The sequence below is a fragment of the Jiangella alba genome (assembly GCF_900106035.1).
In the GTDB taxonomy this organism is placed as follows: domain Bacteria; phylum Actinomycetota; class Actinomycetes; order Jiangellales; family Jiangellaceae; genus Jiangella; species Jiangella alba.
This window is the reverse complement of the sequence record NZ_FNUC01000004.1, coordinates 2,422,354-2,444,339: the sequence shown is the minus strand read 5'-3', so window position 1 is coordinate 2,444,339 and position 21,986 is coordinate 2,422,354. Positions and strand designations below refer to the sequence as shown.

Here is a 21,986-nt window from a genome sequence, read left to right as displayed (position 1 = left end):
TTCCCATGCAGGCCGCCGAACCCACGTACGAAGAGGCCCGCGACGAGCTCATCCAGATCGTCGCGAAGCTCGAGGCCGGCGGCACCACGCTGGAGGAGTCGCTGGCGCTGTGGCAGCGCGGTGAAGAGCTGGCCGCCCTGTGCGAGCGCTACCTCGACGGCGCCCGCGCCAAGCTCGACGCCGCCAGCGCCGCCGACGAGGCCGATCACACCTCGCCGTCGTAGGCGGTGCGCCTGCCCTCCGCGGTGAGCCGGGCCAGCCGGTCCGCGTAGCCCTCGGGCGCCGTCCTCCGCCAGGGGTGGCCGCGCTGGATGCCGGCATGGGTCAGCCCACGCTGCGCGAGCCACGCCCGCTCGCCATCGGTCGCATCGTCGTCGCTCTCGCCCACGGCGTGCATGATGTACGGGGTCTCGCGCGGGTGGCCCCAGTCCTCGGCCGGGACGGGGTACGGGTCGCCCGGGGCCGGTTCGGGTCCGAACAGGTCGTACCAGAGGTTGCGCAACCACTCGTCGTTCAGCCACTGCGCCTCACTCGTGCCGACCGGTCGCAGCGAGGAGTCACGGAGGTGGGCCGCCACCTCGTCCTTGAACGCGGCGAAGCTCTCACCGAGCTCCGCGTCCGCCTCCCACTGGGCGACTGTCTCGCAGCCCTCGGTGTAGCCGTCCGGGTAGCTGTCGACACCGGCGAACCAGTTGCCGAACCAACGCCTGAAGTTGGTGGTCCGCTCGGTCACGTCTCGGCTCCCATCCGCATGAACTCATCACCTTGGGCACTGTCGGGATAGCAGGTGATCATCATCCAGTCTCCGTCGACCTTCCGGAGGATCATCGCAGCCCCGGGCGCGTCGTTGTCAGCGATCTGGTCGGTGCGCACGATCGGCATCGGCCCGCCGCCGCTCGCCATGGCATCGCGCCTGGCCCGGAACCAATGGTCGGCCATGCTGGCAGTCGAGGTGCCGGCGCCGCGGAAGCCGGTCGAGTCGCCCGGTGCCAGACCGGCGTCGTCGGCCGCGACGAAGATCCGCGCGAATCCGGCGGGGGCGTTGCGGTCGAGGTAGGCGTGCAGGCCCTCGATCGTGCCGCCGGCGTGGGCGAGCAGCGCCCGGAGGGGCTTGACCAGCGCCTCCACCGTCGTGAACTTGCCTGCGACGTGGCCGAGCGCGTGTTTGGTGTGGACCGTGCCGTCGGCGTCGCGGCGCCAGGAGTTCTTCGTGTCGGTGCGGCCCATGGGGTCCTTCTTCCAGCTGACCCGGGCCATCAGCGCCTCGTCCGGCACGTCCGGGCCGTGCAGTTGGACGGCGTGGCCGCGGGGGTGGCACACCATCGCCAGCATGGCCTCGCCCACCGATCCGTCGAAGGCGGCCCGCACGCCGGCGGCCACGGACAGCGAGATCGCGTTGACGGCGGGCACCTGCTCGGCGGCAGACGACGGCTGCCGGTGGTCATGGGCGGCGTCGGTGACGAGGTCGGCGACGTAGTGGCGCGCGGCGCCGGACGGGAAGGCGTCGACGACGGCGCCGGGGCCGGAGCCGAGGGCGGCCGGGGTGACGGACCCGGCCACACCCGTGAGCAGCGACACCAACGCGCCCGCCTCGTCGGCGAACACCCGAGTCAGGTCGGCCAGCGCGTCCGAGGCCGCCGACGCGCCGAGGGCGATCTTCGCGGGCACCTGCTCGGCCAGCGCCCCATGTCTGGGACCCACGGCCCGCGCGACCACGGCCGCCTGCTCCCGCGCCCGGCCGAGCGCCGGTGCGCTGCCGCGGTCGAGATCGAGCCAGGCGTCGAGCAGGCCGGTCAAGGCCCGCCGGATCGGCCCGCTGCCGTCATCGCCCGCCACACCGGCGAAGGTGCCGGCCGACGCGGAGTTGTGACGGGCGTCAGCGCAGCAGCCGCACGAAGTCCTCGAGTTCCTCGTACGAGACCGTGCCGCGGACGATGGTCAGCGCGCCACCGTCGACGCGGACGAGGGCGCGGTCGGGCTGGTCGTCGTCCTCGAGGAGGCGTTCCCAGGTGACGCCGTTGATGGTGCTCTCGCCGTCGTCCTCGACGGACCGTGTTGGCTCGCCCTCCGGGGCGAACGATGTCCTGAACCGACACCGCAGGCTCCGTTGTTCTCCCGACACCGGTCCCGGTTACCGGATCTGCCGACTCCAAAAGTCATCGTCTGCCCAGTTCGCTGGGATACCCATACCCGCGAGGTTCATCGGTGGACGTGTGCTCACCAGCTCGTGGAGTCGGCGTGTCCAGCTACTGCGCGGAGACACGGTTGCGAGCACAGCTTGCAGCGACACCAGCACCGGGTAGAGGCGCTTCCGGGATCGTTCCGGCAGAGCGTCCGTCCCCCGCAGCCATGAAATCGCAGGCGAGGTCGGGATCGCGGGGTAGACGCCGAGGCCGACGTTCCACAGCCGACCGTGGTGCGCGCATATGTTGCGGACGCGGACGTAGGTCTGCATCCAGGACTCCAGCACCGGCGCGGTCAGGCCGATGCTCGTCGCGACCGCGGTCCTATCGGACCGTCGGTCCAGGTTGCGGTACATGCTGGTCAGCTGCCCGAGGGTCAGGGTCTCCATCATGAGCCACGAGGGCGGCAGGTCGGGCGTGCCATAAGTCGTCAGGTAGTGCTCGAGGGCCGAGCGATGGATCGGAGCAACGTCGTCCGATGTGAGCTCGCCACCCTTCAGCTCGTGCTCATCATGCTCTGCCTCCGATGATGTGCCCGTCAGCTCCGGCGCTCCGCTGAGACGTGCTTCCGAGGTCTCCCGGACGATCCGCAAGAGACCTTCGTGCTTGCCGCGGTGTCGGAAGTGCGCCGCACCCATGTACCAGTGCGGATCGTCGTATGTCGTCGACATGTGATCAGTGAGTGCCGCACGCACGGCGACTTCGACCCGCTCCAGCGCGTCGATGACGAGCAACCGCAGAGCGCGGTCGAAGGCATAGAGGTCAAGCACGTCATCGAACACGATTCCCTCGCGGAGAAGGTGGTCAGAACGGTTTTGCTGGAAGGGGATCGTGTACGGCGAGAGCCGGTAGTAGCCGATGTGGCGGAGATACCTGGCGGCTCTGCCTTCATCGGGGATCTTCAGACCGCGCTCGGCGAGGCGGCCGACGAGCTTGTCGAGACTCAACGACGGCTTATCGTAATGGAGCGAGCCGCGTGGCCGCAGTGGTCGGGACATCGGCGCCCTTCCTGGCCCGGGGCAGAGAAAATCCCCCAAGTGCGCATCGTGGAGAGGCGTGGGGGATGTAGTGAAATCAGCATAGCACGAGGCAGCGACGAAGATCGTCCCACGCCGCCTTGTGACGGGCGTCAGCGCAGCAGCCGCACGAAGTCCTCGAGCTCCTCGTACGAGACCGTGCCGCGGACGATGGTGAGCGCGCCGCCGTCGACGCGGACGAGGGCGCGGTCGGGCTGGTCGTCGTCCTCGAGGAGGCGTTCCCAGGTGACGCCGTCGATGGTGCTCTCGCCTTCGGCGGCGAAGTCGGCCAGGCGGTCGTCGCGGTAGCTCTGGATCTCGCCGTCGGTCTGCTCGAGGCCGACGAACGCGTCGCCCTCGTCGATGAGGAAGCCCAGCTTCCAGCGGTCGCCGGACTCCTCCTGGGCGAAGTCGACGCTGGTGGGGCGCCAGCCGTCGGGCACGGGCTCGGGCGCGAGGACGGGGTACGCGTACTCCTCGCGCGCGACGGCCAGCGCCGGCTGGTAGTCGACGGGGTCGGGCAGCCGCGGCTCGGGGTCGTTCAGCAGGTTGAACACGAGCGCGATCGCGGCGATCACGCCCGCCAGTACCCCCACGCTGCGAAAGATGTCGCCCAGCGAGGGGTTGCCGCGAGTCGAGGTGGCTGCCACGTACGCCATCGTCGCAGGTCGCCGCCCGCCAGGACGCGGCGGCCCCACCCGATCGATGTACTCAAGTTACGCAACGGTGACACGTCGATGTGGGCTGGCTCACACTCGGGCGTCAAACGACCGCCCCCGCGAGAGGAGCCGCACGTGTCCGTCATCGACCGGCCGACACCGCCGCCCACCGACGTCGACAAGGCGTTCCTCGGCCACGCCACCTACCGCAGCCTCGGCGAGCAGCAGCTGAGCCCGGCCGAGGAACGGTTCGAGCGCGGCCGCCGCACCGCCGGCCTGTTCCTGGCGCCGCTGGTCACCGTGATCGCGCTGCTGCTGCCGCTCGGCCTGGACGACCAGCAGCACACGCTTGCGGCGATCCTGCTCGGCGTCATCGTCCTCTGGGTCACCGAACCGGTGCCGATCCCGGTCGGCGGGTTCATCGGCATCGGCGCGATCGTGCTGCTCGGCGTCGTGCCGGCGGCGGAGGCGCTGGCGCCGTTCGGCTCGCCGACGGTGTTCACGTTCATCGGCGCGTTCATCCTGGCGCAGGCGATGCTCAAGCACGGCCTCGCGAAACGGTTCGCGATGTGGATGCTCAACCTGCCCGGCGTCGGCTCGTCCACGACGCGGGTCATCATCGTGTTCGGGCTGATCACGTGCCTGCTGTCGGCGTTCGTGTCGAACACGGCGACGGTGGCGATGCTGCTGCCGACGGCGATCGGCATCCTCACCGTCATCGCCAAGCTGCTGCAGGCGAAGGGCCTCGTGGCCAGCGACTTCGACCCGCTGCGGCTGCGTGTCGGGGCGGCGCTGATGCTGATGCTCGCGTACGGGGCCAGCGTCGGCGGGCTGCTGACGCCGGTCGGGTCGCCGCCGAACCTGATCGGCCGCGGGCTGATCGAGGAGGCGACCGGCGAGACCATCTCGTTCCTCGACTGGATGATGCTCGCGCTGCCGATCTGCGCACTGATGTTCGTGGCGCTGGCCATCGTCCTGCTGCTGCTCAACCGGCCGGAGATCAAGCACCTCGAGGGAGTCGCGGAGTGGGTGGCGACGGAGAAGGCGGCGCTCGGCCGGTTCTCGCAGGCCGAGAAGAACACGCTGATCGCGTTCAGCGTGACGGTCACCCTGTGGATCTTCCCGGGCGTCATCGCGGTCGTGGCCGGCACCGAGTCGGACCTGTACAGCACCGTCAGCGGCCGCCTGAACGAGGGCGTCGTCGCCGTCGTCGGGGCGTCGCTGCTGTTCCTGCTGCCGACCGACTGGAAGCGGCGCGAGTACACGCTGCGCTGGAGCGACGCGGCCCGCATCGACTGGGGCACCGTGGTGCTGTTCGGCACCGGCATCATCTTCGGCTCGCTGCTGGAGTCGACCGGCCTGGCCGAGACGATCGGCAGCGGCGCCTTCGACTCCATGGGCCTGACCAGCACGTTCGCCATCACCGCGTTCGCCGTGCTGCTGGCGATCGTGATCTCGGAGACCACCAGCAACACCGCCGCGGCCGCCGTCGTGGTGCCGATCATCATCCCGATCGCCGTCGCCGCGGGCGTCAACCCGTTCGTCCCGGCGCTGGCCGCCACGTTCGGCGCGTCGTTCGGGTTCATGCTGCCGGTGTCGACGCCGCAGAACGCGATCGTCTACGGGTCCGGCGTCGTGCCGATCACCAAGATGATCCGCTCCGGCGCCTCGTTCGACGTGCTCGGCGCGATCCTGATCCTGCTGCTGCTCCCCGTCATGGTGAGCGTGCTCGGGCTGGGCGGGTGACGGCGTGACGCGGACGATCGCGGTGATCCCGGGCGACGGGATCGGCCCCGAGGTGGTCGCGTCGGCCCGGACGGTGCTGGACGCGCTGGACCGGCGGCACGGCCTGGACCTCGGCTACGAGACGTTCGACTGGTCCTGCCGCCGCTACGCGGAGACCGGCGCGATGATGCCGGCCGACGGCCTGGAGACACTGTCCCGGTTCGACGCGATCCTGCTCGGCGCCGTCGGCTGGCCGGGCGTGCCGGACCATGTGTCGCTGTGGGGTCTGCTGATCCCGATCCGCCGGGCCTTCCGGCAGTACGTCAACCTGCGCCCGATCCGGGTCTTCGACGGCGTCGGCAGCCCGCTGCGCACGGCCGAGCCCGGCGCCGTCGACCTCGTCGTCGTCCGCGAGAACGTCGAGGGCGAGTACAGCGAGATCGGCGGCCGGCTCAACCGCGGCTTCCCGGACGAGTTCGCCGTGCAGGAGTCGGTGTTCACCCGCGCCGGCGTCACCCGCATCGCCGACTACGCGTTCGAGCTGGCCCGCGGCCGCCGCGGCTACGTCACGTCGGCGACGAAGAGCAACGGCATCGTGCACACGCTGCCGTTCTGGGACGAGGTCGTCGCCGAGCGGGCCGAGCGGTTCCCGGACGTGCGCTGGGACCAGGAGCACATCGACGCGCTGGCGGCGAAGATCGTGCTGCAGCCGGACCGGTTCGACGTCGTCGTCGCGTCGAACCTGTTCGGCGACATCCTCAGCGACCTCGCGGCGGCCGTCGCGGGCAGCATCGGCGTGGCGCCGTCGGCGAACATCGACCCGACCGGCACGCACCCGTCGATGTTCGAGCCGGTGCACGGCTCGGCGCCGGACATCGCCGGCCGGGGCCTGGCCAACCCGGTCGGCACGCTGTGGTCGTGCGTGCTGATGCTGGAGCGGCTCGGGCACGAGAAGGCGGCGGCGGAGCTGATGACGGCCATCACGACGACGCTGCGCGATCCACGAACCCGCACGCCGGACGTCGGCGGCAGCGCGAGCACCGCCGACGTGACGGCCGCGCTCGTCGAGTTGGTGGCCGGCGGGTGATGGCGGGCAGACTGGCGTGATGATGGGGTCGCTCACGAGGCCGTGGCGACGTTGGAGCCTGGTGCGCAGCACGGTCGTCATCCAGTTGACGGTCGTGCTGGGCATCGTCGCGGCCGTCGCGGCGATGGTGGTGGTGAACGCCCAGCGCGAGACCCGTGAGGCGGCGGGCGACCGGTCGCTGTCGGTGGCGCGGGCCATCGCCACGGCGCCGTCGGTCATCTCGGCGTTCGGCTCCGACGATCCCAGCGCGCACCTGCAGCCGTATGCCGAGCAGGTCCGGGCCGGCGCCGACGTCGACTTCATCACGATCATGTCGCCCGACCGCGTCCGCTACACCCATCCGGACCCGGCTCAGATCGGCGGCACCTTCCTCGGCAACGTCGGCGACGCGCCGTCCGGTGGCACGCTGCGCGAGACGTTCTCCGGCACGCTCGGCCCGTCGGTGCGCGCCGTCGTGCCGGTGCGCTCCGGCCCCGACGGCGGCGCGGTGGTCGGGCTGGTCGCCGTCGGCGTCACCATCGAGAACGTCGGCGAGCGGGTGGCCGAGCAGGTGCCGTGGATCGTGCTGACGGCGCTGGCGGCGGCCCTGCTCGGCGTCGCCGGGTCGGTGGTGATCGGGCGCCGGCTGCACCGCGTCACCGGCGGCATGGGCCCGGCCGAGGTCACCCGCACGCTCGCGTACTACGCGTCGGTGCTGCACGCGATCCGGGAAGGGCTGCTGATCCTGGACGAGCACGGCCGCGTGGTGCTGGCCAACGACGAGGCGATCCGGCTGCTCGGGCTGCCCCGGCCGCTGCCGCCGGACCTCACCCTCGACGACGTCGACCTCTCGCCCGGCGTCGTCCACGCGCTGACCGGCGAGGGCAGCACCGTCGACGAGCTCGTGCTCACCGACGAGCGGGTCATCGTGGTGAGCCGCATGCCGGCCCGGACGGACGACTCCGCCGCGGGCCGCGGCCGCAGCGGCGCGGTGGTGACGATGCGCGACCACACCGAGCTGGAACGGCTGGCCCGCGAACTGGACTCCGCGACCAGCTTCTCCGACGCGCTGCGGGCGCACGCGCACGAGTCGGCGAACCGGCTGCACGCCGTCGTCTCGTTGCTGGAGCTGGGCCGCTCCGACGCCGCGCTGGAGCTGGCGACCACCGAGCTGGCCACCACGCAGGCGCTGGCCGACCGCGTCGTCGCCGCCATCGACGAGCCGGTGCTGGCGGCGCTGCTGCTCGGCAAGATCGCGCAAGCCGACGAGCGCGGCGTCGCGCTGACGATCGAGGCGGCCGGGTCGGCGCAGGAGGCCGGCGTGGCCGCACGCGACCTCGTCACGGTGGTCGGCAACCTGGTCGACAACGCCGTCGACGCCGCCAGTGCGGGGCCGTCGCCACGCTGGGTGCACGTCGCGCTCGACGCCACCGAAGGGCTGGTGGTCGAGGTCGGCGACTCCGGCGCGGGCGTCGACAGCGCCGACCGCGACCGCGTCTTCGACCGCGGCTGGTCGACGAAGGACGGCGCCGGCGCGCACCAGGGCCTGGGGCTGGCGCTGGTCGCACAGGTGGTGCGGCGCCTGGACGGCGAGATCGAGCTGGCCGGCGACGACGGCGCGACGCTGTTCCGGGTCACCCTGCCGGCGGCGGCCGTCGCGGAGCCGGCATGAGCGGGCCGCTGCGCACCCTCGTCGTCGAGGACGAGCCGATCGCCGCGGCCGCCCACGCGACCTACGTCGAGCGGGTGCCGGGCTTCGAGCTGGCCGCCGTGGTGCCGTCCGGACGCGAGGCGCTGGCCGTGCTGTCACGCGAGCCGGTCGACCTCGTGCTGCTGGACATGAACCTGCCCGACCTGCACGGCCTGGACGTCTGCCGCAGGCTCCGCGCCGCCGGGCTGAGCACCGACATCATGGCGCTGACGGCGGCCCGCGACCTCGCGATGGTGCGCGCCGCGGTGTCGCTGGGCATCGTCCAGTACGTCATCAAGCCGTTCACGTTCGCGATGCTGGCCGACCGCCTCGCCCGCTACGCCGCCTACCGGGCCCGGACCAGCGCGGAGTCGGAGGCGACCAGCCAGCACGAGATCGACCGCCTGCTCGGCACGTTGCGCGCGCCCGACCTCTCCCGGCTGCCGAAGGGGCTGGCCGAGGACACCCTCGACCAGGTCGTCGCGGTGCTGCGCGAGCAGGACGGCGCGTCGGCCCGCGAGGTGGCCGCCGAGCTGTCGGTGTCGCGGGTGACGGCGCGCCGGTACCTCGAGCACCTGCACGACCTCGGCCGGGTCGAGCGCGAGGCGCGGCACGGCGGCGCCGGGCGGCCGGAGCTGAACTACCGGCTCACGCCGGATAGACGCTGATCTCGCTCGCCTTCACCGACGCCCACACCTGCCCGCCCGGTTCCAGGCCGAGGTCGGCGACGGCGAGCGGGGTGACGTCCGCGAGCACCGGCACCGCGCCGTCCGCCGTCACCCGGACGAGGTCGCCGTGCGCCTCGAGGTCGGCAATGACCAGCGGCCACGCGTTGCGCGCGGACCCCTCCGGCCGGCGCGGGCTGAGCGTGACCGCGACCGGCGCGAACGCGATGTGCACCGGACCGGTGGCGTCGTGGGCCAGGGCGACGACGGCGCCGGACGGCAGCTGCGCGCTGCGGCCCGACGCCGTGCCCGTCAGCAGGTTCAGGCCGACGAGGCGGGCGACGTAGTCGGTGCGCGGCCGGCGGGCCACCTCGGCCGGCTCGCCGTGCTGGACGACGCGGCCGCGCTCCAGCACGACGACGCGGTCGCCCAGCACCATCGCCTCCAGCGGGTCGTGCGTGACGACCAGCGTGCAGCCGTCGTAGCCGCCGAGGTGCCGGCGCAGCTCCGCCCGCACAGCCGGGCGGGTGCCCGCGTCGAGCGCGGCCAGCGGCTCGTCGAGCAGCAGCAGCCGCGGCTCGACGATCAGCGCACGGGCCAGCGCGACCCGTTGCGCCTGCCCGCCGGAGAGCTCGCCCGGACGCCGTCGCCCGTAGCCGTCCAGGCCCATCCGCACCAGCCACTCGCTCGCCTCGGCCCGGGCACGGTCGCGGGGCACGCCGCGCGAGCGCAGCCCGAACGCGACGTTCTCCAGCACGCTCATCTTCGGGAACAGCAGGTAGTCCTGGACGACCATGCCGACCCGCCGGTCCCGCGACCGGACGTGCACCCCCTCGGCGGGGTCGTCGAGCGTGACGCCGTCCAGCTCGACCCGGCCGGCGTCCAGCGGCAGGATGCCGGCCAGCAGCTGCAGCGCCGTCGACTTGCCCGCGCCGTTCGGCCCGAGCAGCGCGACCACCTCGCCGGGGGCGACCGCGAGCGCGGCCCGCAGCTCGAGATCACCGCGGCGCAGCGTGAGGTCGGCGTACAGGCTCATGCGGTCCCGATCCAGCGTTCGCGCAGCCCGATCAGGATGGTCACCGAGACGGCGATCATCAGCAGGCTGAGCACGATGGCGACGTCGCTGTCGCCGGCGTTGATCGCCACGTACGCCTCCAGCGGCAGCGTGCGGGTGGTGCCAGGGAAGCTGCCGGCGAACGTCACGGTCGCGCCGAACTCGCCCAGCGCCCGGGCCCAGCACAGCACCGCGCCGGCCAGCACGCCCGGCATGACGGCGGGCAGCGTGACCCGGCGGAACGTCGTCCAGGACGTCGCGCCGAGCGTGGCCGCGACGTCCTCGTACCGGCGGTCGGCGGTGCGCAGCGCGCCCTCGACCGCGACGATGAGGAACGGCATCGCGACGAACACCTGCGCCAGCACGACCGCCTCGGTGGTGAACGGCAGGCTGATGCCGAACGTGTCGTAGAGCCAGCCGCCGACCAGCCCACGCCGTCCGAACACCATCAGCAGGGCGACGCCGCCGACCACCGGCGGCAGCACCAGCGGCACCGTCACCAGGCCGCGCAGCACGGCCCGCCCGGGCAGCGCCGTCCGGGCCAGCAGCCACGCGACCGGGACCCCGCACACCAGCGCCACGCCGGTCGCCACCGTCGCCGTGACCAGCGACAGCCGCAGCGCCGTCAGCACCTCGTCGGAGGTCAGGATGGACGACAGGTCGCCCCACGGCGCCCGCACGATCAGCCCGGCCATCGGCAGCACCAGGATCGCGACGCCGAGCGCCGCGGGGATCAGCAACGCCGCCGGGACCCGCAGGTCCGCGGTCCGCCGGCTCACGGCGAGAGGAAGCCGGCCTCGCCGAGGATGCTCTGGCCCGGCTCGCCGGTGATCGCGTCGAGGACCGCCTGCGCGCCATCGGGGTTCGGCGCGTCGGTCAGCACGGCGACCGGGTAGTCGTTGACCACGCTGTCCGACTCGGGGACGTCGACGGTCTCGACGGCGTCGCCCTCGGCCGCGGCGTCGGTGAGGTAGATCAGCGCCGCGTCGGCCTCGCCCAGCGCGACCAGCGACGCCGCCTCCTTCACGTCCGTCGTCAGGGTGTCCGGCGCCGCCGTGACCCCGGCCGCGTCGAGCAGCCGCTGCGCCGCGCCGCCGCACGGCACCTGCGGTTCGCAGATCGCGATGCGGAGGTCGGGGTTGGCGAGATCGGCCAGCCCGGTGACGCCGCCCGGGTTGCCGGCCGGGACGGCCAGCGCGAGGGTGTTGCGGGCGAAGACCGACGGCTCGCCGTCGACCACGCCGCCCGCCACCGCCTCGTCCATGGTCTTGGTGTCGGCCGTCGCCAGGACGTCGGCGGGCGCGCCGGCCAGCACCTGCTCGACCAGGCCCGACGACGGGCCGAACGAGTAGACGATCTCGAGGTCGGGGTACTGATCGGCCAGCTGGTCGGACAGCGTCTCGAACGACTCCGTCAGCGACGCCGCCGCCAGCACCGTCACCGTCCCGGACGGCGCGTCGTCGGCCGGCTCGGTCGTCGCCGTACCGGCGGGCGCCGCCGTGTCGTCGCCGCCGTCGTCTCCCCCGCAGGCGACGGCGAGCAGCGCGGCCGCGGCGACGGCGAACGTCAGCCGTGCGCGCCTCATGCCCGGCCCGCCGGCAGGTCGACGACGACGGTCGTGGCCTTGACCGACGCGATGGCCGCCACGCCCACGTCGAGCCCCAGCTCGTCGGCGGCCTCGCGGCTCATCAGCGACACGACGCGGTGCGGACCCGCCTGGATCTCCACCTGAGCCATCACTCCGTCCTTCTTCACCGAGATGACGATGCCGGGGAAGTGGTTGCGCGCCGACTCGCGCGGCGTCGGCAGGGCGGCTTCGTCGGGCCCGATGTCCCGCGCCACCCGCGCCAGCTCCACCCCGTCGACCACCATGCGCCCGGCGTCGTCGCGGTCGAGCCGCAACCGCCCGCCGTCGGCCCACCGTCGCAACGAGTCGTCGCTCACCCCCAGCAGGCGAGCGGCATCGGCGATCCGAAATTGCGGCACAACGGACAGCATAGACCCGCACCTGCGGCGCCGCTACGTCGTGTGAGCCGCAGATCGGTCAGCCCGCACCTGGTGCGCAGCAGCGTCGGGATCGCACAGTCCTCGAGCAGTACGGGATGACCAGACCCGCCCTTCCTGGACCTCCGGCCAGTACTTCGCCTGCCACTCGCGCTCGCCCAGCCCGAGGCCACGGCATCGGCCAGATCGGCCGAGAGCCTGGGAGAGTTCGTTCAGCGGCTCGTAGCCCGCGACTCGGCGACGCCCCGTCGAATGCGCCCGCACCGTGGTATGAAGCGCATCGTGAAGCCGCTGGCGTCGACTCAGCGGTGCGTCCGATCGGTCAGCGGCGGCGGGACGCTCGGCGGCGGAGGAGGATGGCGGTGAGGAGGACCAGGGCGAGCCAGCCGAGGCCGGCCCAGACGACGCCGGACGGGCCCCAGCCGAAGCTGTCGTCGGGCTGAGCTTCGGCGACGACGGCGACGAGCAGGCTCGTCGATGCATGATCACCCACGACGGTTCCCCCCGGACGTCGGTCAGTGGCCGAGCAGCGAACGGCGCTTGTCGCGCGGCGGGCGCACGGTGACCTCGCCCAGCAGCACGAAGCCGCGCACGCGGTAGACCGGCGCACCCGGCGTGACCGGCTCGCGCAGCTTCATCTTCCGCTCGCCGAGGATGTTGGTGCCTTCGTCGATGCGGACGTCGATGCCCTCGGGCACGATCATGGTGAGGCTGCCCAGCACGATCGACGTCTGGATCTCGACCTCGGGGGTGCGCACGACCGCCTCGGTGAAGTCGAGGACGACCTCGCCCAGGATGGACGTGACGTCGATGCGGGCCGGCACCTCCCAGCGGCCCTGCCGCTTCTCGTTGCCGAGCACGCTGGTGATGCGCTCGGACGGGCGGACCGGCCCACCGGACGGCGGCAGCGGCGGCTGCACGCCGGCGCCGGCCGCGCCGGCCACGGGCGCCACCCCCGCCGCGCCCGGACGTCCGGCCTGCCAGTTCGCCGCCGGGTTGCCGCCGGGCACCGGGTACGGGCCCTGCGGGAGGTCGCGGGTGATCGGCTGCAGCTCGCCGTACGTGCGCGCCTTGAACGTCGCCTCGAGCCGCTCTTCCAGCTCGGTGAGCGTGAGGCGGCCGTCGCCGGCGGCCTGGCGCAGCGCCTCGGCGACCCGTTCACGATCGACGTCGGAGCAGCGCAGGTCGGCGGCGCTGCGGACGTCGGGGTAGTCGGCGCCGGGTGCGGGCGGCGCGGGAGCGGGCGCCGGCTTCGGCTCGTCGGGGACCTCGCTCATCGTTCGCCCGCCGCCTTGCGCTGGACGTTGACGCCGCCGAAGACGGCCTTGCCGGTGATGCGGACGACCGGTGCGCCCGGGCCCGGCTGCGGGCCGCGGGTGGTGTCGTCGTTGAACGCGCCGAAGACGCCGTCGCCGTCGACCTGGACCCGGAGATCGGGCGGCACGAGGATGTTGACACCGCCGAAGACCGCCTTGATGTCGATCTCGACCTCCGCCGTCTCGAGCGTGGCCTCGCGCAGGTCGAGGTCGGCGCCGCCGAACACGGCCTTGACGCGGTAGTACTGCGGCACGACCCAGTCGCCGCGCCGCTGGATGCCGCTGAACACGACCTTCGCGCTGCGCGACGACGGCACGCCACCCACGCGGGCGGACGGGCTCGGCGACGGCGCCGCGGCGGCCCGGCGCGCGAGGGCGGCGGACGGCGGCAGCGGGAGGTCGCCGGGGAGGTCGGCGATGACCGGCTCGAAGTCGGCGTACGTCTTCGCGGCGTACAGCGCCTCGATGCGGTCGTTCAGCTCGGTGAGGCTCAGCCGGCCGTCGGACGCCGCCTGGCGCAGGACGTCGGCGACCTGTTCGCGGTCGGCGTCGGAAGCCCGCATGGCCCGCTGGTCGCTTGTCTCGTCCACAACTGACGACCTTAGCAATCACCGGGCCGTCCGGACGGAGGAGAAAGCCCGGAGATCTACCCCTGAAGAAGGATCAGGGTGTCACCGGGGTTTCGCCCGACGCGGCCGGCGGACCGCCGTTGCCGGCCGCGTCGGGCTCCCGTTCCCCCATCGCCTTGACCGTGAGGTTGTCGCCGGACTCCGGGTCGAAGACGTGCACCCGGCGCAGGTCCAGCCAGAGGCTGGCCGGCGTCCCCTCGGGAATGCGGCTGCTGGCGTCGAGCGCCACCACCAGCTGAGTGCGCAGCGCCTCGCTGTCGAGCTCGCGCTCCAGCTCGGCCAGCTGCGCACGGATGTCCTCGGGCGCCTCGTACGGCACGTAGGCGTACTGCTCGTTGCCCAGCCACTCGATGACGTCGATGGTCGCGTCGAACACCACGCCGTGGTCGCGGACGGTGTCGGAGACGACGGACACGTCCTCGAACGCCTCCGGCCGGGCGCCGAGCAGCACGACCTCGTGGCCGCTGAGGTCGACCGCACGCGACGGCGGCAGCCTCCACTCGCCGAACGGGGTGTGCAGGCTGTCGCCGGACACCGTCGCGGAGATGAAGTTCATCGGCGGCGACCCGATGAACCCGGCCACGAACAGGTTGACGGGGTTCTCGTACAGCTCGCGCGGGCTGGCCACCTGCTGGACGACGCCGCGGCGCAGCACGACGACGCGGTCGCCGAGCGTCATCGCCTCGACCTGGTCGTGCGTGACGTACACCGTCGTGATGCCGAGCCGCTTCTGCAGCCGGGAGATCTCCGTGCGCATCTGGCCGCGCAGCTTCGCGTCGAGGTTGGACAGCGGCTCGTCGAACAGGAACGCCTGCGCCTCGCGGACGATGGCCCGGCCCATGGCGACGCGCTGGCGCTGGCCGCCGGAGAGGTTGGCCGGCTTGCGGTCGAGGTGCTCGTCCAGCTCCAGCAGGCCTGAGGCGCGCCGCACCCGCTCGTCGACCTCCTTGTCGGGCGTCTTCGCCAGCCGCAGCGGGAACGCGATGTTCTCGTAGACGGTGAGGTGCGGGTAGAGCGCGTAGTTCTGGAACACCATCGACAGGTTGCGGTCGCGCGGCGCCTTCTCGTTGACCCGCTCGTCGCCGATGCGCAGTTCGCCGCTGGTGATGTCCTCGAGCCCGACGATCATCCGCAGCAGCGTCGACTTCCCGCAGCCGGACGGCCCGACGAGGATGACGAACTCGCCGTCGGCGATGTCGAGGCTGACGTTCTTGACCGCGTGGAAGCCGTCGCCGTAGCGCTTGTTGATGTCCTTGAGCGTGATGGCAGCCATTGGGGATCATTCCTCCCGGTTATGCAGGTCAGCCCTTGACGGCGCCCTGGGTCAGGCCGGACACGATCCGGCGTTGGAACAACAGGACGAGGATCACGACGGGGATGGTGACGACCACGGCGGCGGCCGCGATGGCCCCCGTGGGCTCCTCGAACTGTGACGCGCCGGTGAAGAACGCCAGTGCCGCGGGGACCGGCCGGGCCCTCTCGGTCGACGTCAGCGAGATGCCGTAGATGAAGTCGTTCCACGCGATGAAGAACGAGATGATCGCCGTGGTGAACACGCCGGGCGTGGCCAGCGGCACGATGACCTTGCGGAACGCCTGCCAGGTGGTGGCGCCGTCGACCTGCGCGGCCTGCTCGAGCTCCCACGGGATCTGCCGGAAGAACGCCGACATCGTCCAGATCGAGATCGGCAGCGTCAGCGACAGGTACGGGATGATCAGGCCCGGCCAGGTGTCGTACAGGCCGATGTTGCGCCACAGGTTGAACAGCGGCGTGACGATCGAGATGACCGGGAAGATCGCCACCGCGAGCGCCGTCGTCAGGATCAGCCGTTTGCCCGGGAAGTCCAGCCGGGCGATGGCGTAGGCCGCGAACATCGCCAGCACCACCGAGATGAACGTGGCGATCAGCGAGATGCCGACGGAGTTGCGCAGGGACGACAGGAAGAGATCCTGGGCGTCGCCGCGCAGGATGCTGTCGTAGTTGTCGCCGACCCAGTTCGTCGGCAGGAACTCCCCCGTCGCCAGGTCGCTCGGGGTCTTGAACGACAGCGAGACGATCCACGCCACCGGGAACAGCGCGTAGACGATGACGGCGATGCCGGCGACCCACCACCAGACCTTGGTGCCGCGGGAGAGCTGACCCTCGTCCATCACCGCTCCCCTCTCGCGCTGGCCAGATCGACCTTGAACAACTTGATGAACACGAAGCTGATCAGCACGACGCAGAGGAACAGCAGCACCGAGACGGCCGAGCCGAGGCCGATCTCCAACCGGCTGATGGTCTGCCTGTACGCCAGGAACGAGACGACCTCGGTGTTGTTGGCGCCCTGGGTCATGATGAAGACGTTGTCGAAGATGCGGAACGCGTCGAGGGTCCGGAACAGCAGCGCCACCATGATGGCGGCCTTCATGTTCGGGATCGTCACCTTGTACATCCGCTGCCACCAGGTGGCGCCGTCGACCTTGGCCGCCTCCTGCAGATCCTCCGGCACCTGCGCCAGCCCGGCGAGCAGCAGCAGCGAGATGAACGGCGTCGTCTTCCAGATCTCCGACGCGATGATGACGAACACCGACGTGCCGAACTCGCCGAACCAGTTGGTGTTCTCGCTGATGCCCGGCGCCCAGCCGAACCACGAGTTCACGAACCCGGAGTTGATGTCGAACGCGTAGAACCACGCGAACGCCGACACGACGGTGATGATGGCGTACGGGATCAGGATCGCCGTGCGCAGGATCGGCCGCAGCCGCTTCAGCGCGCGGTGCATCACCAGCGCCAGGGCGAAGCCCAGCACCGCCTCGATCGCGACGGTGATGACGGTGATCAGCACGGTCACGCCGACCGCCTGCCACCAGATCGGGTCACCGAGCACCACGACGTAGTTGTTGAGCCCGGTGAACTCGCGGGCGCCGGGGTCGGTGAGCCGGTACTTGAACAGCGACTCGTAGAACGCCTGCACGATGGGGTAGGCGGTGACCAGCAGCATCACCACGAACGCCGGACCGGCCAGCCACCACCCGAGCCGCCGCTCGGACCGCGCGCGGTCGGTGACCGAGGCCTTGCCGCCGTCGGCGGCTTCGGTGGCGCTCATAGCAGCCTCTCCCCCTTCAGCACCTCGGTGATCAGCGTGGTGGCCTCCTCCGGCGAGGAGTCAGGCGTGACGGAGATCGGCGGATGCCAGGTGTTCTGCAGGCCGGTCGAGACCTCGTTGTAGTACGGGGTCTGCGGCCGGGGCGCCGCCGCCTCCAGCGACTCGCGGATGAGGTCGGCCATCGGGAAGGCCTCCTGGACGTCCGGGTTCTCGTACGCCTCGGTGTTCGACGCCGGGTTGCCGTTGGTGACCATGTAGTAGGCCTGGTTGTCGGGCTGGACGATGCACTGCGCGGCCGCGAGGGCGAAGTCGGTGTGCTCGCTGAACGCGCCGATGCCGAGGTTGATGCCGCCGTACGGCGGACGGGAGTCCTCGCCCTCGGCGACCGCCGGGTACTGTGCCCAGCCGATGTCGTCGACCAGCGACTGGTCGAGGTTGCCGGCCTCGACGCCGGCCAGCGTGGCCGCCCAGACGAACGGCCAGTTGACCATGAACGAGCCGCGGTCGCCCTGGAACTGCAGCATCGACGCGTTCTCGTCCTCGTTGGCCAGGCCCGGCCCGCCCAGGCCGTTGCGGGCGATGTCCTCGATGATCTGCGCGGCCTCGCGGCCGGCGTCGGTCTCGAGGCCCAGCTGCACCTGGTCGGCCGGCGCCTCCGGGTTGTCGATGATCTCGCCGCCGGCCGACGTGACCAGCGCGTTGATCCACACCGTCAGCGCCTCGGCCCGGATGCCCTGGACGCCGAGGTACTTCTCCTGCGACTGCGCGGCGTCGATGATCTGCTGCCAGGTCACCGGCTGGTTCTCGGGGTCCAGCCCGGCCGCCTCGGCGACGGACTTGCGGTACCAGAGCAGCTGGGTGTTGGCCCAGAACGGCACCGCGACCAGCTCGTCGCGCCAGGTGGCGCCGTCGATGGCGCCCTGCACGACGTTCTCGGTGACCGCCTGCGCGACGTCGTCGGGGATCTCGGCGAGGAACCCGGCCTCGGCCAGCTCCGGGATGAACGGCGGGTCGAGGCTGATGATGTCGATGGACGAGTCGTTCGCGGCCAGCCGGCGGGCCAGCTGCTCGCGTTGCGCCGACGCCTCACGCGGCAGCAGCGACGTCTCGATGCGGTACTCGCCGCCTGCCGCTTCGGTACACCGTTTGGCCAGTTCCGCCTGGCCGCCGTTGTCGGGGTTGATGTACCACGTGAGTGTCGGGGTGGAATCGCTGCTGCCGCAGGCTGCCAGTCCCACCGTGAGGACGGCGGCCGCGGCGACGCTGACGGTCCTTCTGCCCACATCGCCTCCCTGGAGCAGATGGTCGCTCCAGGTGACCGCTACGGCATCGGAGCGTCATGGTGTGAGTCGAACCTACGACATCCGGTGCCCCCGGTCGAGGACATACGGTGTTCTCGTGTTCGACACCCCGCAGACGCTGGTCCGCCACGACGGCGTCGACGGCGAGGTGGTCGTCCGCCGCCGGTCCGGGCCCGACGGCCCGGTCTACGAACTGATCGTCAACGGCACGTTCCTCATGGACACCGCCGAGACGTCGACGGAGCGGCTGCTGGCCGGCCTGCTGCTGGAGCGGCACCCGTCGCCGGCGGCCGTGCTGGTGGCCGGGCTCGGCTTCGGCTTCACCGCCGGGGCGCTGCTGGCCGACGACCGCGTGCGGCGGGTGGACGTCGTCGAGATCGAGCCGACGCTGGTCGACGTGCTGCGGCGCGGCGTCGTGCCGGGGCTCGAGGCCGTCGTCGCCGACCCGCGGGTGCGGGTGGTGGTCGACGACGTGCGCGCCATGCTGCGCGCGGCGCCGCCGTCGGCGTACGACGGCATCCTGCTCGACGTCGACAACGGGCCGCACTTCCTCGTGCACCAGGCGAACGCCGAAGTGTACGAGCGGCCGCTGCTCTCCGCCGCCGCCCGGGCGCTGCGTCCGGGCGGCCTGCTGGCGGTCTGGTCGGCGACGCCGGCGCCGGCGCTGGCCGGTGTGCTGGCCGGCGCCGTCGGCGAGGTGGAGCAGGTGGTGCGGACGGTGCGGCGCGAGAGCCGCGACGTCGACTACCACGTCTACGTCGCCCGCCGCACCGCCTGACGCCCCCGATCTCGCGGCCGGGTCGCCCCTCGGAGGATGGCGTGCGGTGCGCTTTGCAATGAGCACCATGACGCACCACCGCGCCGCGGCTGCTGGGCGGTGGGCCCAGGTACCCATGGCACAGCCGCGCGACAGGTACGCCGCCCACGCCACGGCTGCTGGGCGGTGCACCCAGGTACCCATGGCACAGCCGCGCGACAGGTACGCCGCCCACGCCACGGCCCCCGAGCGGTGCACCCAGGTACCCATGGCACAGCCGCGCAACAGGTACGCCGCCCACGCCCCGGCCCCCGAGCGGTGCGCCCAGGTACCCATGGCACAGCCGCGCGACGGGTGCTGTCGGAGCAGCGTGAGAGTGCGGTCAGGCCGGGATCCCGCGCAGCTCCAGTGCGTCCTCGACGATGCGCAGGCCGGAAAGTCCCGGCATCTTCCCGATGTGCTCGTCGATGGAGCGGGCCGCGCGCCGTCCGTCCGGTCCGCTCATCAGGTGCCGCAGCACGTGCCGCACCTCGGTCTCGGCCATGACGCCCGAGCCGACCGGACCCCAGAACTTCCGCAGCGCGAAGCGGGCGATCTTCTGCGCCTTCTTGCTGCGGGCCAGCCGATCGCGGGCCTGGGTGGCGTAGAACGCGACGTGCCGCGCCTCCTGCTTCGCGATGCGTTTGAGCAGTTCGGCGAGGACGGGGTGCCGTTCCAGCTCGGCCAGCCGGTTGTACGCCGTGATGGCCGACCACTCGTTCGCCGCGCCCCAGATCATGTGGACGGCGACGAAGTCCTGGCCGACGACGTTGGCCAGCAGCGACTGCTTGATCGGGTCGAGTTTGTCGCGCCAGCCCAGCTTCAGGCGGGTCGCCTTGAGGTGGTCGTAGTCGATGGACATCCCATGCAGGTTCAGCACCTCGGCGAGCGCCTCGCCGTGCCAGAACTCCTCCATGTTCCACATCGTCATGAACGCGGTGACCTGCGGATCCTTGTGCGACGGCGTGACGAGCATGTCGCGCAGGTAGCAGACGGTGTGGTACTCGACGTCGCACATGTAGCGCAGGCTGCGCAACGTCTCGGGCGGTAGCGGGTTGGTCCGGAACTCGTCCAGCGGCAGGTCCTGCCACTGCACGGCTCGAGACGTTCGGGTGTAGTCGCGGATATCGAAGGCCATGACGTGCCGGGGCGAGTGCGGAGTGGGGGTGCCGCGCCCCGTCCCTCCCTAGGTCCTCGTAAAACGGAGGCTCATTCTTTATAGAACGAGTATGCCTGCCTCTCATAGTGCGTGGCAATGTGCCCTGAGTCACCCGGGTTTTCCCCCGATCTACCCCCGAGACGGCGCCGCCCGCGGGAGTACCCCGCGAGACCACGCGTACGCCCGGTCGACGATGATGGGCACATGAGCGAGCAGGAGTACCGCATCGAACACGACACCATGGGCGAGGTACGGGTTCCCGCGGCGGCGAAGTACCGCGCGCAGACCCAGCGCGCCGTCGAGAACTTCCCGATCTCCGGCACGCCCATCGAGGGTGCGCTGATCCGCGCGCTGGCCTCCATCAAGGGGGCGGCGGCGCAGGTCAACGCCGAGCTGGGGGTGCTCGACGCCGACATCGCGAAGGCCGTCCAGGAGGCCGCCGACGACGTCGCGAGCGGCAGCCACGACGTCCACTTCCCCATCGACGTCTTCCAGACCGGGTCCGGCACGTCCAGCAACATGAACACCAACGAGGTCATCGCCACGCTCGCCACCGAGCGGCTGGGCCGGCCGGTGCACCCGAACGATCACGTCAACGCGTCGCAGTCGAGCAACGACGTGTTCCCCACGGCCATCCACATCGCCGCCACGCGCGCCGTCGTCGAAGACCTCATCCCGGCGCTGCGCCACCTCGAGGGCGAGCTCACCCGCAAGGCCGTCGAGTTCGTGTCCGTCGTCAAGAGCGGCCGCACGCACCTGATGGACGCCACCCCCGTCACGCTCGGCCAGGAGTTCGGCGGCTACGCGGCGCAGGTCGCCTACGGCGTCGAGCGGCTCGAGGCCGTGCTGCCGCGGGTCGCGGAGGTCCCGCTGGGCGGCACCGCCGTCGGCACCGGCATCAACACGCCACCCGGGTTCGCCGCCGCCGTCATCGGGCGCATCGCCACCGACTCCGGGCTGCTGTTCACCGAGGCGCGCAACCACTTCGAGGCGCAGGGCGCGCGCGACGGCCTGGTCGAGCTGTCCGGCCAGCTGCGCACCATCGCGGTGTCGCTGTACAAGATCTCCAACGACGTCCGCTGGATGGGCTCGGGCCCGCGTGCCGGCCTGGCCGAGATCGCGCTGCCCGACCTCCAGCCCGGTTCGTCGATCATGCCGGGCAAGGTCAACCCCGTCATCCCCGAGGCGCTGTGCATGGTGTCGGCGCAGGTCGTCGGCAACGACGCCACGGTGGCGTTCGCGGGCGCCGCCGGCAACTTCGAGCTGAACGTCATGCTGCCGGTCATCGCGCGCAACGTGCTCGAGTCCATCCGGCTGCTGGCCAACATCTCGCGGCTGTTCGCCGACCGCTGCGTCGCCGGCATCGAGGCCAACGAAGAGCGCAACCGCGAGTACGCCGAGTCGTCGCCGTCCATCGTCACGCCGCTGAACCGCTACATCGGCTACGAAGAGGCGGCCAAGGTGGCCAAGCAGGCGCTGGCCGAGCGGAAGACCATCCGCGAGGTCGTCGTCGAGCGCGGCTACGTCGCCGACGGCAAGCTCACCGAGGACCAGCTCGACCAAGCGCTCGACGTGCTGAGCATGACCCGCCCGCCGTCCTGAGTCCTGACAGCGCGAACCCCCGGCACCTGCGTT

The 21,986-nt window shown here is 71.6% G+C and carries 24 protein-coding genes; 7 read left to right on the top strand and 17 right to left on the bottom strand.

The features are described 5' to 3' along the window. Window positions 1-5 precede the first annotated feature (5 nt). A complete protein-coding gene (locus BLV02_RS29315; RefSeq protein WP_069114974.1) occupies window positions 6-224 on the top strand; it encodes an exodeoxyribonuclease VII small subunit in 219 nt (72 codons plus the stop codon). Here BLV02_RS29315 and BLV02_RS29310 read toward each other — a convergent pair. From BLV02_RS29310 to BLV02_RS29290, 5 genes are all read right to left on the bottom strand, one after another. Then, window positions 206-733 (bottom strand): hypothetical protein, encoded by a 528-nt coding sequence (locus BLV02_RS29310; RefSeq protein WP_069114973.1) that lies wholly within the window; start codon window positions 731-733, stop codon window positions 206-208. The genes BLV02_RS29315 and BLV02_RS29310 overlap by 19 nt on opposite strands. Then, window positions 730-1,836: a hypothetical protein gene (locus BLV02_RS29305; RefSeq protein WP_074946796.1), complete on the bottom strand. Its 1,107-nt coding sequence runs from the start codon at window positions 1,834-1,836 to the stop codon at window positions 730-732. The genes BLV02_RS29310 and BLV02_RS29305 overlap by 4 nt, the downstream gene beginning before the upstream one ends. Window positions 1,837-1,876: 40 nt before the next feature. Then, window positions 1,877-2,122, bottom strand: coding sequence for a DUF4245 family protein (locus tag BLV02_RS29300; protein WP_069114971.1), 246 nt, complete (start codon window positions 2,120-2,122; stop codon window positions 1,877-1,879). Between the two features lie 9 nt (window positions 2,123-2,131). Next, window positions 2,132-3,130, bottom strand: coding sequence for an Abi family protein (locus tag BLV02_RS29295; protein WP_216094597.1), 999 nt, complete (start codon window positions 3,128-3,130; stop codon window positions 2,132-2,134). Window positions 3,131-3,312: 182 nt separating this feature from the next. After that, window positions 3,313-3,849, bottom strand: coding sequence for a DUF4245 domain-containing protein (locus BLV02_RS29290; protein WP_171906901.1), 537 nt, complete (start codon window positions 3,847-3,849; stop codon window positions 3,313-3,315). A gap of 144 nt (window positions 3,850-3,993) precedes the next feature. Between BLV02_RS29290 and BLV02_RS29285 the strand changes: the two genes are divergently transcribed. From BLV02_RS29285 to BLV02_RS29270, 4 genes are all read left to right on the top strand, one after another. After that, on the top strand, window positions 3,994-5,604 hold the full coding sequence (locus BLV02_RS29285) for an SLC13 family permease (protein ID WP_216094596.1): 1,611 nt from the start codon (window positions 3,994-3,996) through the stop codon (window positions 5,602-5,604). 4 nt (window positions 5,605-5,608) lie between these two features. Next, window positions 5,609-6,670 (top strand): tartrate dehydrogenase, encoded by a 1,062-nt coding sequence (locus tag BLV02_RS29280; RefSeq protein ID WP_069114968.1) that lies wholly within the window; start codon window positions 5,609-5,611, stop codon window positions 6,668-6,670. A gap of 61 nt (window positions 6,671-6,731) precedes the next feature. Beyond that, window positions 6,732-8,321, top strand: coding sequence for a sensor histidine kinase (locus BLV02_RS29275; protein ID WP_171906900.1), 1,590 nt, complete (start codon window positions 6,732-6,734; stop codon window positions 8,319-8,321). Further along, entirely contained in the window at window positions 8,318-9,007 is a 690-nt protein-coding gene (locus tag BLV02_RS29270; RefSeq protein WP_069114967.1) for a response regulator, read from the top strand. Before BLV02_RS29275 ends, BLV02_RS29270 begins: the two co-directional genes overlap by 4 nt. Here BLV02_RS29270 and BLV02_RS29265 read toward each other — a convergent pair. The 11 genes from BLV02_RS29265 to BLV02_RS29220 all read right to left on the bottom strand — a co-directional run bounded on the left by BLV02_RS29265 (window position 8,988) and on the right by BLV02_RS29220 (window position 18,378). Next, the gene (locus BLV02_RS29265; protein ID WP_069114966.1) at window positions 8,988-10,040 is read right to left on the bottom strand and encodes a sulfate/molybdate ABC transporter ATP-binding protein; all 1,053 of its coding nucleotides are present in this window, start codon (window positions 10,038-10,040) and stop codon (window positions 8,988-8,990) included. The two genes, BLV02_RS29270 and BLV02_RS29265, sit on opposite strands and share 20 nt — an antisense overlap. Further along, window positions 10,037-10,837: an ABC transporter permease gene (locus tag BLV02_RS29260; protein ID WP_069114965.1), complete on the bottom strand. Its 801-nt coding sequence runs from the start codon at window positions 10,835-10,837 to the stop codon at window positions 10,037-10,039. Before BLV02_RS29260 ends, BLV02_RS29265 begins: the two co-directional genes overlap by 4 nt. Then, a complete protein-coding gene (gene modA, locus BLV02_RS29255) occupies window positions 10,834-11,643 on the bottom strand; it encodes a molybdate ABC transporter substrate-binding protein (protein WP_074946790.1) in 810 nt (269 codons plus the stop codon). The genes BLV02_RS29260 and modA overlap by 4 nt, the downstream gene beginning before the upstream one ends. Then, window positions 11,640-12,056, bottom strand: a complete 417-nt coding sequence (locus BLV02_RS29250; protein ID WP_069114964.1) for a TOBE domain-containing protein — start codon at window positions 12,054-12,056, stop codon at window positions 11,640-11,642. The genes modA and BLV02_RS29250 overlap by 4 nt, the downstream gene beginning before the upstream one ends. A gap of 328 nt (window positions 12,057-12,384) precedes the next feature. Next, window positions 12,385-12,555: a hypothetical protein gene (locus tag BLV02_RS36805; RefSeq protein ID WP_171906899.1), complete on the bottom strand. Its 171-nt coding sequence runs from the start codon at window positions 12,553-12,555 to the stop codon at window positions 12,385-12,387. 22 nt (window positions 12,556-12,577) lie between these two features. Continuing rightward, window positions 12,578-13,339 carry a DUF1707 SHOCT-like domain-containing protein gene (locus BLV02_RS29245; protein ID WP_069114963.1) on the bottom strand — a complete coding sequence of 254 codons (762 nt, stop codon included), beginning with the start codon at window positions 13,337-13,339 and terminating at the stop codon, window positions 12,578-12,580. Next, a complete protein-coding gene (locus BLV02_RS29240) occupies window positions 13,336-13,968 on the bottom strand; it encodes a DUF1707 SHOCT-like domain-containing protein (RefSeq protein ID WP_083289219.1) in 633 nt (210 codons plus the stop codon). The genes BLV02_RS29245 and BLV02_RS29240 overlap by 4 nt, the downstream gene beginning before the upstream one ends. Before the next feature lie 73 nt (window positions 13,969-14,041). Next, entirely contained in the window at window positions 14,042-15,280 is a 1,239-nt protein-coding gene (locus BLV02_RS29235; protein ID WP_069114962.1) for an ABC transporter ATP-binding protein, read from the bottom strand. A 28-nt stretch (window positions 15,281-15,308) separates the two neighbouring features. Further along, window positions 15,309-16,157, bottom strand: a complete 849-nt coding sequence (locus tag BLV02_RS29230) for a carbohydrate ABC transporter permease (RefSeq protein ID WP_069114961.1) — start codon at window positions 16,155-16,157, stop codon at window positions 15,309-15,311. Next, complete coding sequence (locus BLV02_RS29225) at window positions 16,157-17,095, bottom strand: carbohydrate ABC transporter permease (protein ID WP_069114960.1); 939 nt, start codon at window positions 17,093-17,095, stop codon at window positions 16,157-16,159. Before BLV02_RS29225 ends, BLV02_RS29230 begins: the two co-directional genes overlap by 1 nt. Continuing rightward, window positions 17,092-18,378, bottom strand: a complete 1,287-nt coding sequence (locus BLV02_RS29220; RefSeq protein WP_069114959.1) for an extracellular solute-binding protein — start codon at window positions 18,376-18,378, stop codon at window positions 17,092-17,094. The genes BLV02_RS29225 and BLV02_RS29220 overlap by 4 nt, the downstream gene beginning before the upstream one ends. Window positions 18,379-18,493: 115 nt before the next feature. On the opposite strand from BLV02_RS29220, the gene BLV02_RS29215 reads away from it, so the two are divergent. Next, the gene (locus BLV02_RS29215; RefSeq protein ID WP_216094594.1) at window positions 18,494-19,174 is read left to right on the top strand and encodes a spermine/spermidine synthase domain-containing protein; all 681 of its coding nucleotides are present in this window, start codon (window positions 18,494-18,496) and stop codon (window positions 19,172-19,174) included. A gap of 361 nt (window positions 19,175-19,535) precedes the next feature. Here BLV02_RS29215 and BLV02_RS29210 read toward each other — a convergent pair whose 3' ends face one another. Beyond that, window positions 19,536-20,330, bottom strand: coding sequence for a ferritin family protein (locus BLV02_RS29210; protein WP_069114958.1), 795 nt, complete (start codon window positions 20,328-20,330; stop codon window positions 19,536-19,538). A gap of 225 nt (window positions 20,331-20,555) precedes the next feature. Between BLV02_RS29210 and BLV02_RS29205 the strand changes: the two genes are divergently transcribed. Next, complete coding sequence (locus tag BLV02_RS29205; protein ID WP_069114957.1) at window positions 20,556-21,953, top strand: class II fumarate hydratase; 1,398 nt, start codon at window positions 20,556-20,558, stop codon at window positions 21,951-21,953. Window positions 21,954-21,986 lie beyond the last annotated feature (33 nt).

Bases quoted from the DNA above. Each gene is read 5' to 3' on its own strand.
- BLV02_RS29315 (WP_069114974.1), top strand. From the start codon at position 6: ATGCAGGCCGCCGAACCCACGTACGAAGAGGCCCGCGACGAGCTCATC.
- BLV02_RS29270 (WP_069114967.1), top strand. From the start codon at position 8,318: ATGAGCGGGCCGCTGCGCACCCTCGTCGTCGAGGACGAGCCGATCGCC.
- BLV02_RS29265 (WP_069114966.1), bottom strand. From the start codon at position 10,040: ATGAGCCTGTACGCCGACCTCACGCTGCGCCGCGGTGATCTCGAGCTG.
- modA (WP_074946790.1), bottom strand. From the start codon at position 11,643: ATGAGGCGCGCACGGCTGACGTTCGCCGTCGCCGCGGCCGCGCTGCTC.
- BLV02_RS29250 (WP_069114964.1), bottom strand. From the start codon at position 12,056: ATGCTGTCCGTTGTGCCGCAATTTCGGATCGCCGATGCCGCTCGCCTG.
- BLV02_RS29245 (WP_069114963.1), bottom strand. From the start codon at position 13,339: ATGAGCGAGGTCCCCGACGAGCCGAAGCCGGCGCCCGCTCCCGCGCCG.
- BLV02_RS29235 (WP_069114962.1), bottom strand. From the start codon at position 15,280: ATGGCTGCCATCACGCTCAAGGACATCAACAAGCGCTACGGCGACGGC.
- BLV02_RS29230 (WP_069114961.1), bottom strand. From the start codon at position 16,157: ATGGACGAGGGTCAGCTCTCCCGCGGCACCAAGGTCTGGTGGTGGGTC.
- BLV02_RS29225 (WP_069114960.1), bottom strand. From the start codon at position 17,095: ATGAGCGCCACCGAAGCCGCCGACGGCGGCAAGGCCTCGGTCACCGAC.
- BLV02_RS29210 (WP_069114958.1), bottom strand. From the start codon at position 20,330: ATGGCCTTCGATATCCGCGACTACACCCGAACGTCTCGAGCCGTGCAG.
- BLV02_RS29205 (WP_069114957.1), top strand. From the start codon at position 20,556: ATGAGCGAGCAGGAGTACCGCATCGAACACGACACCATGGGCGAGGTA.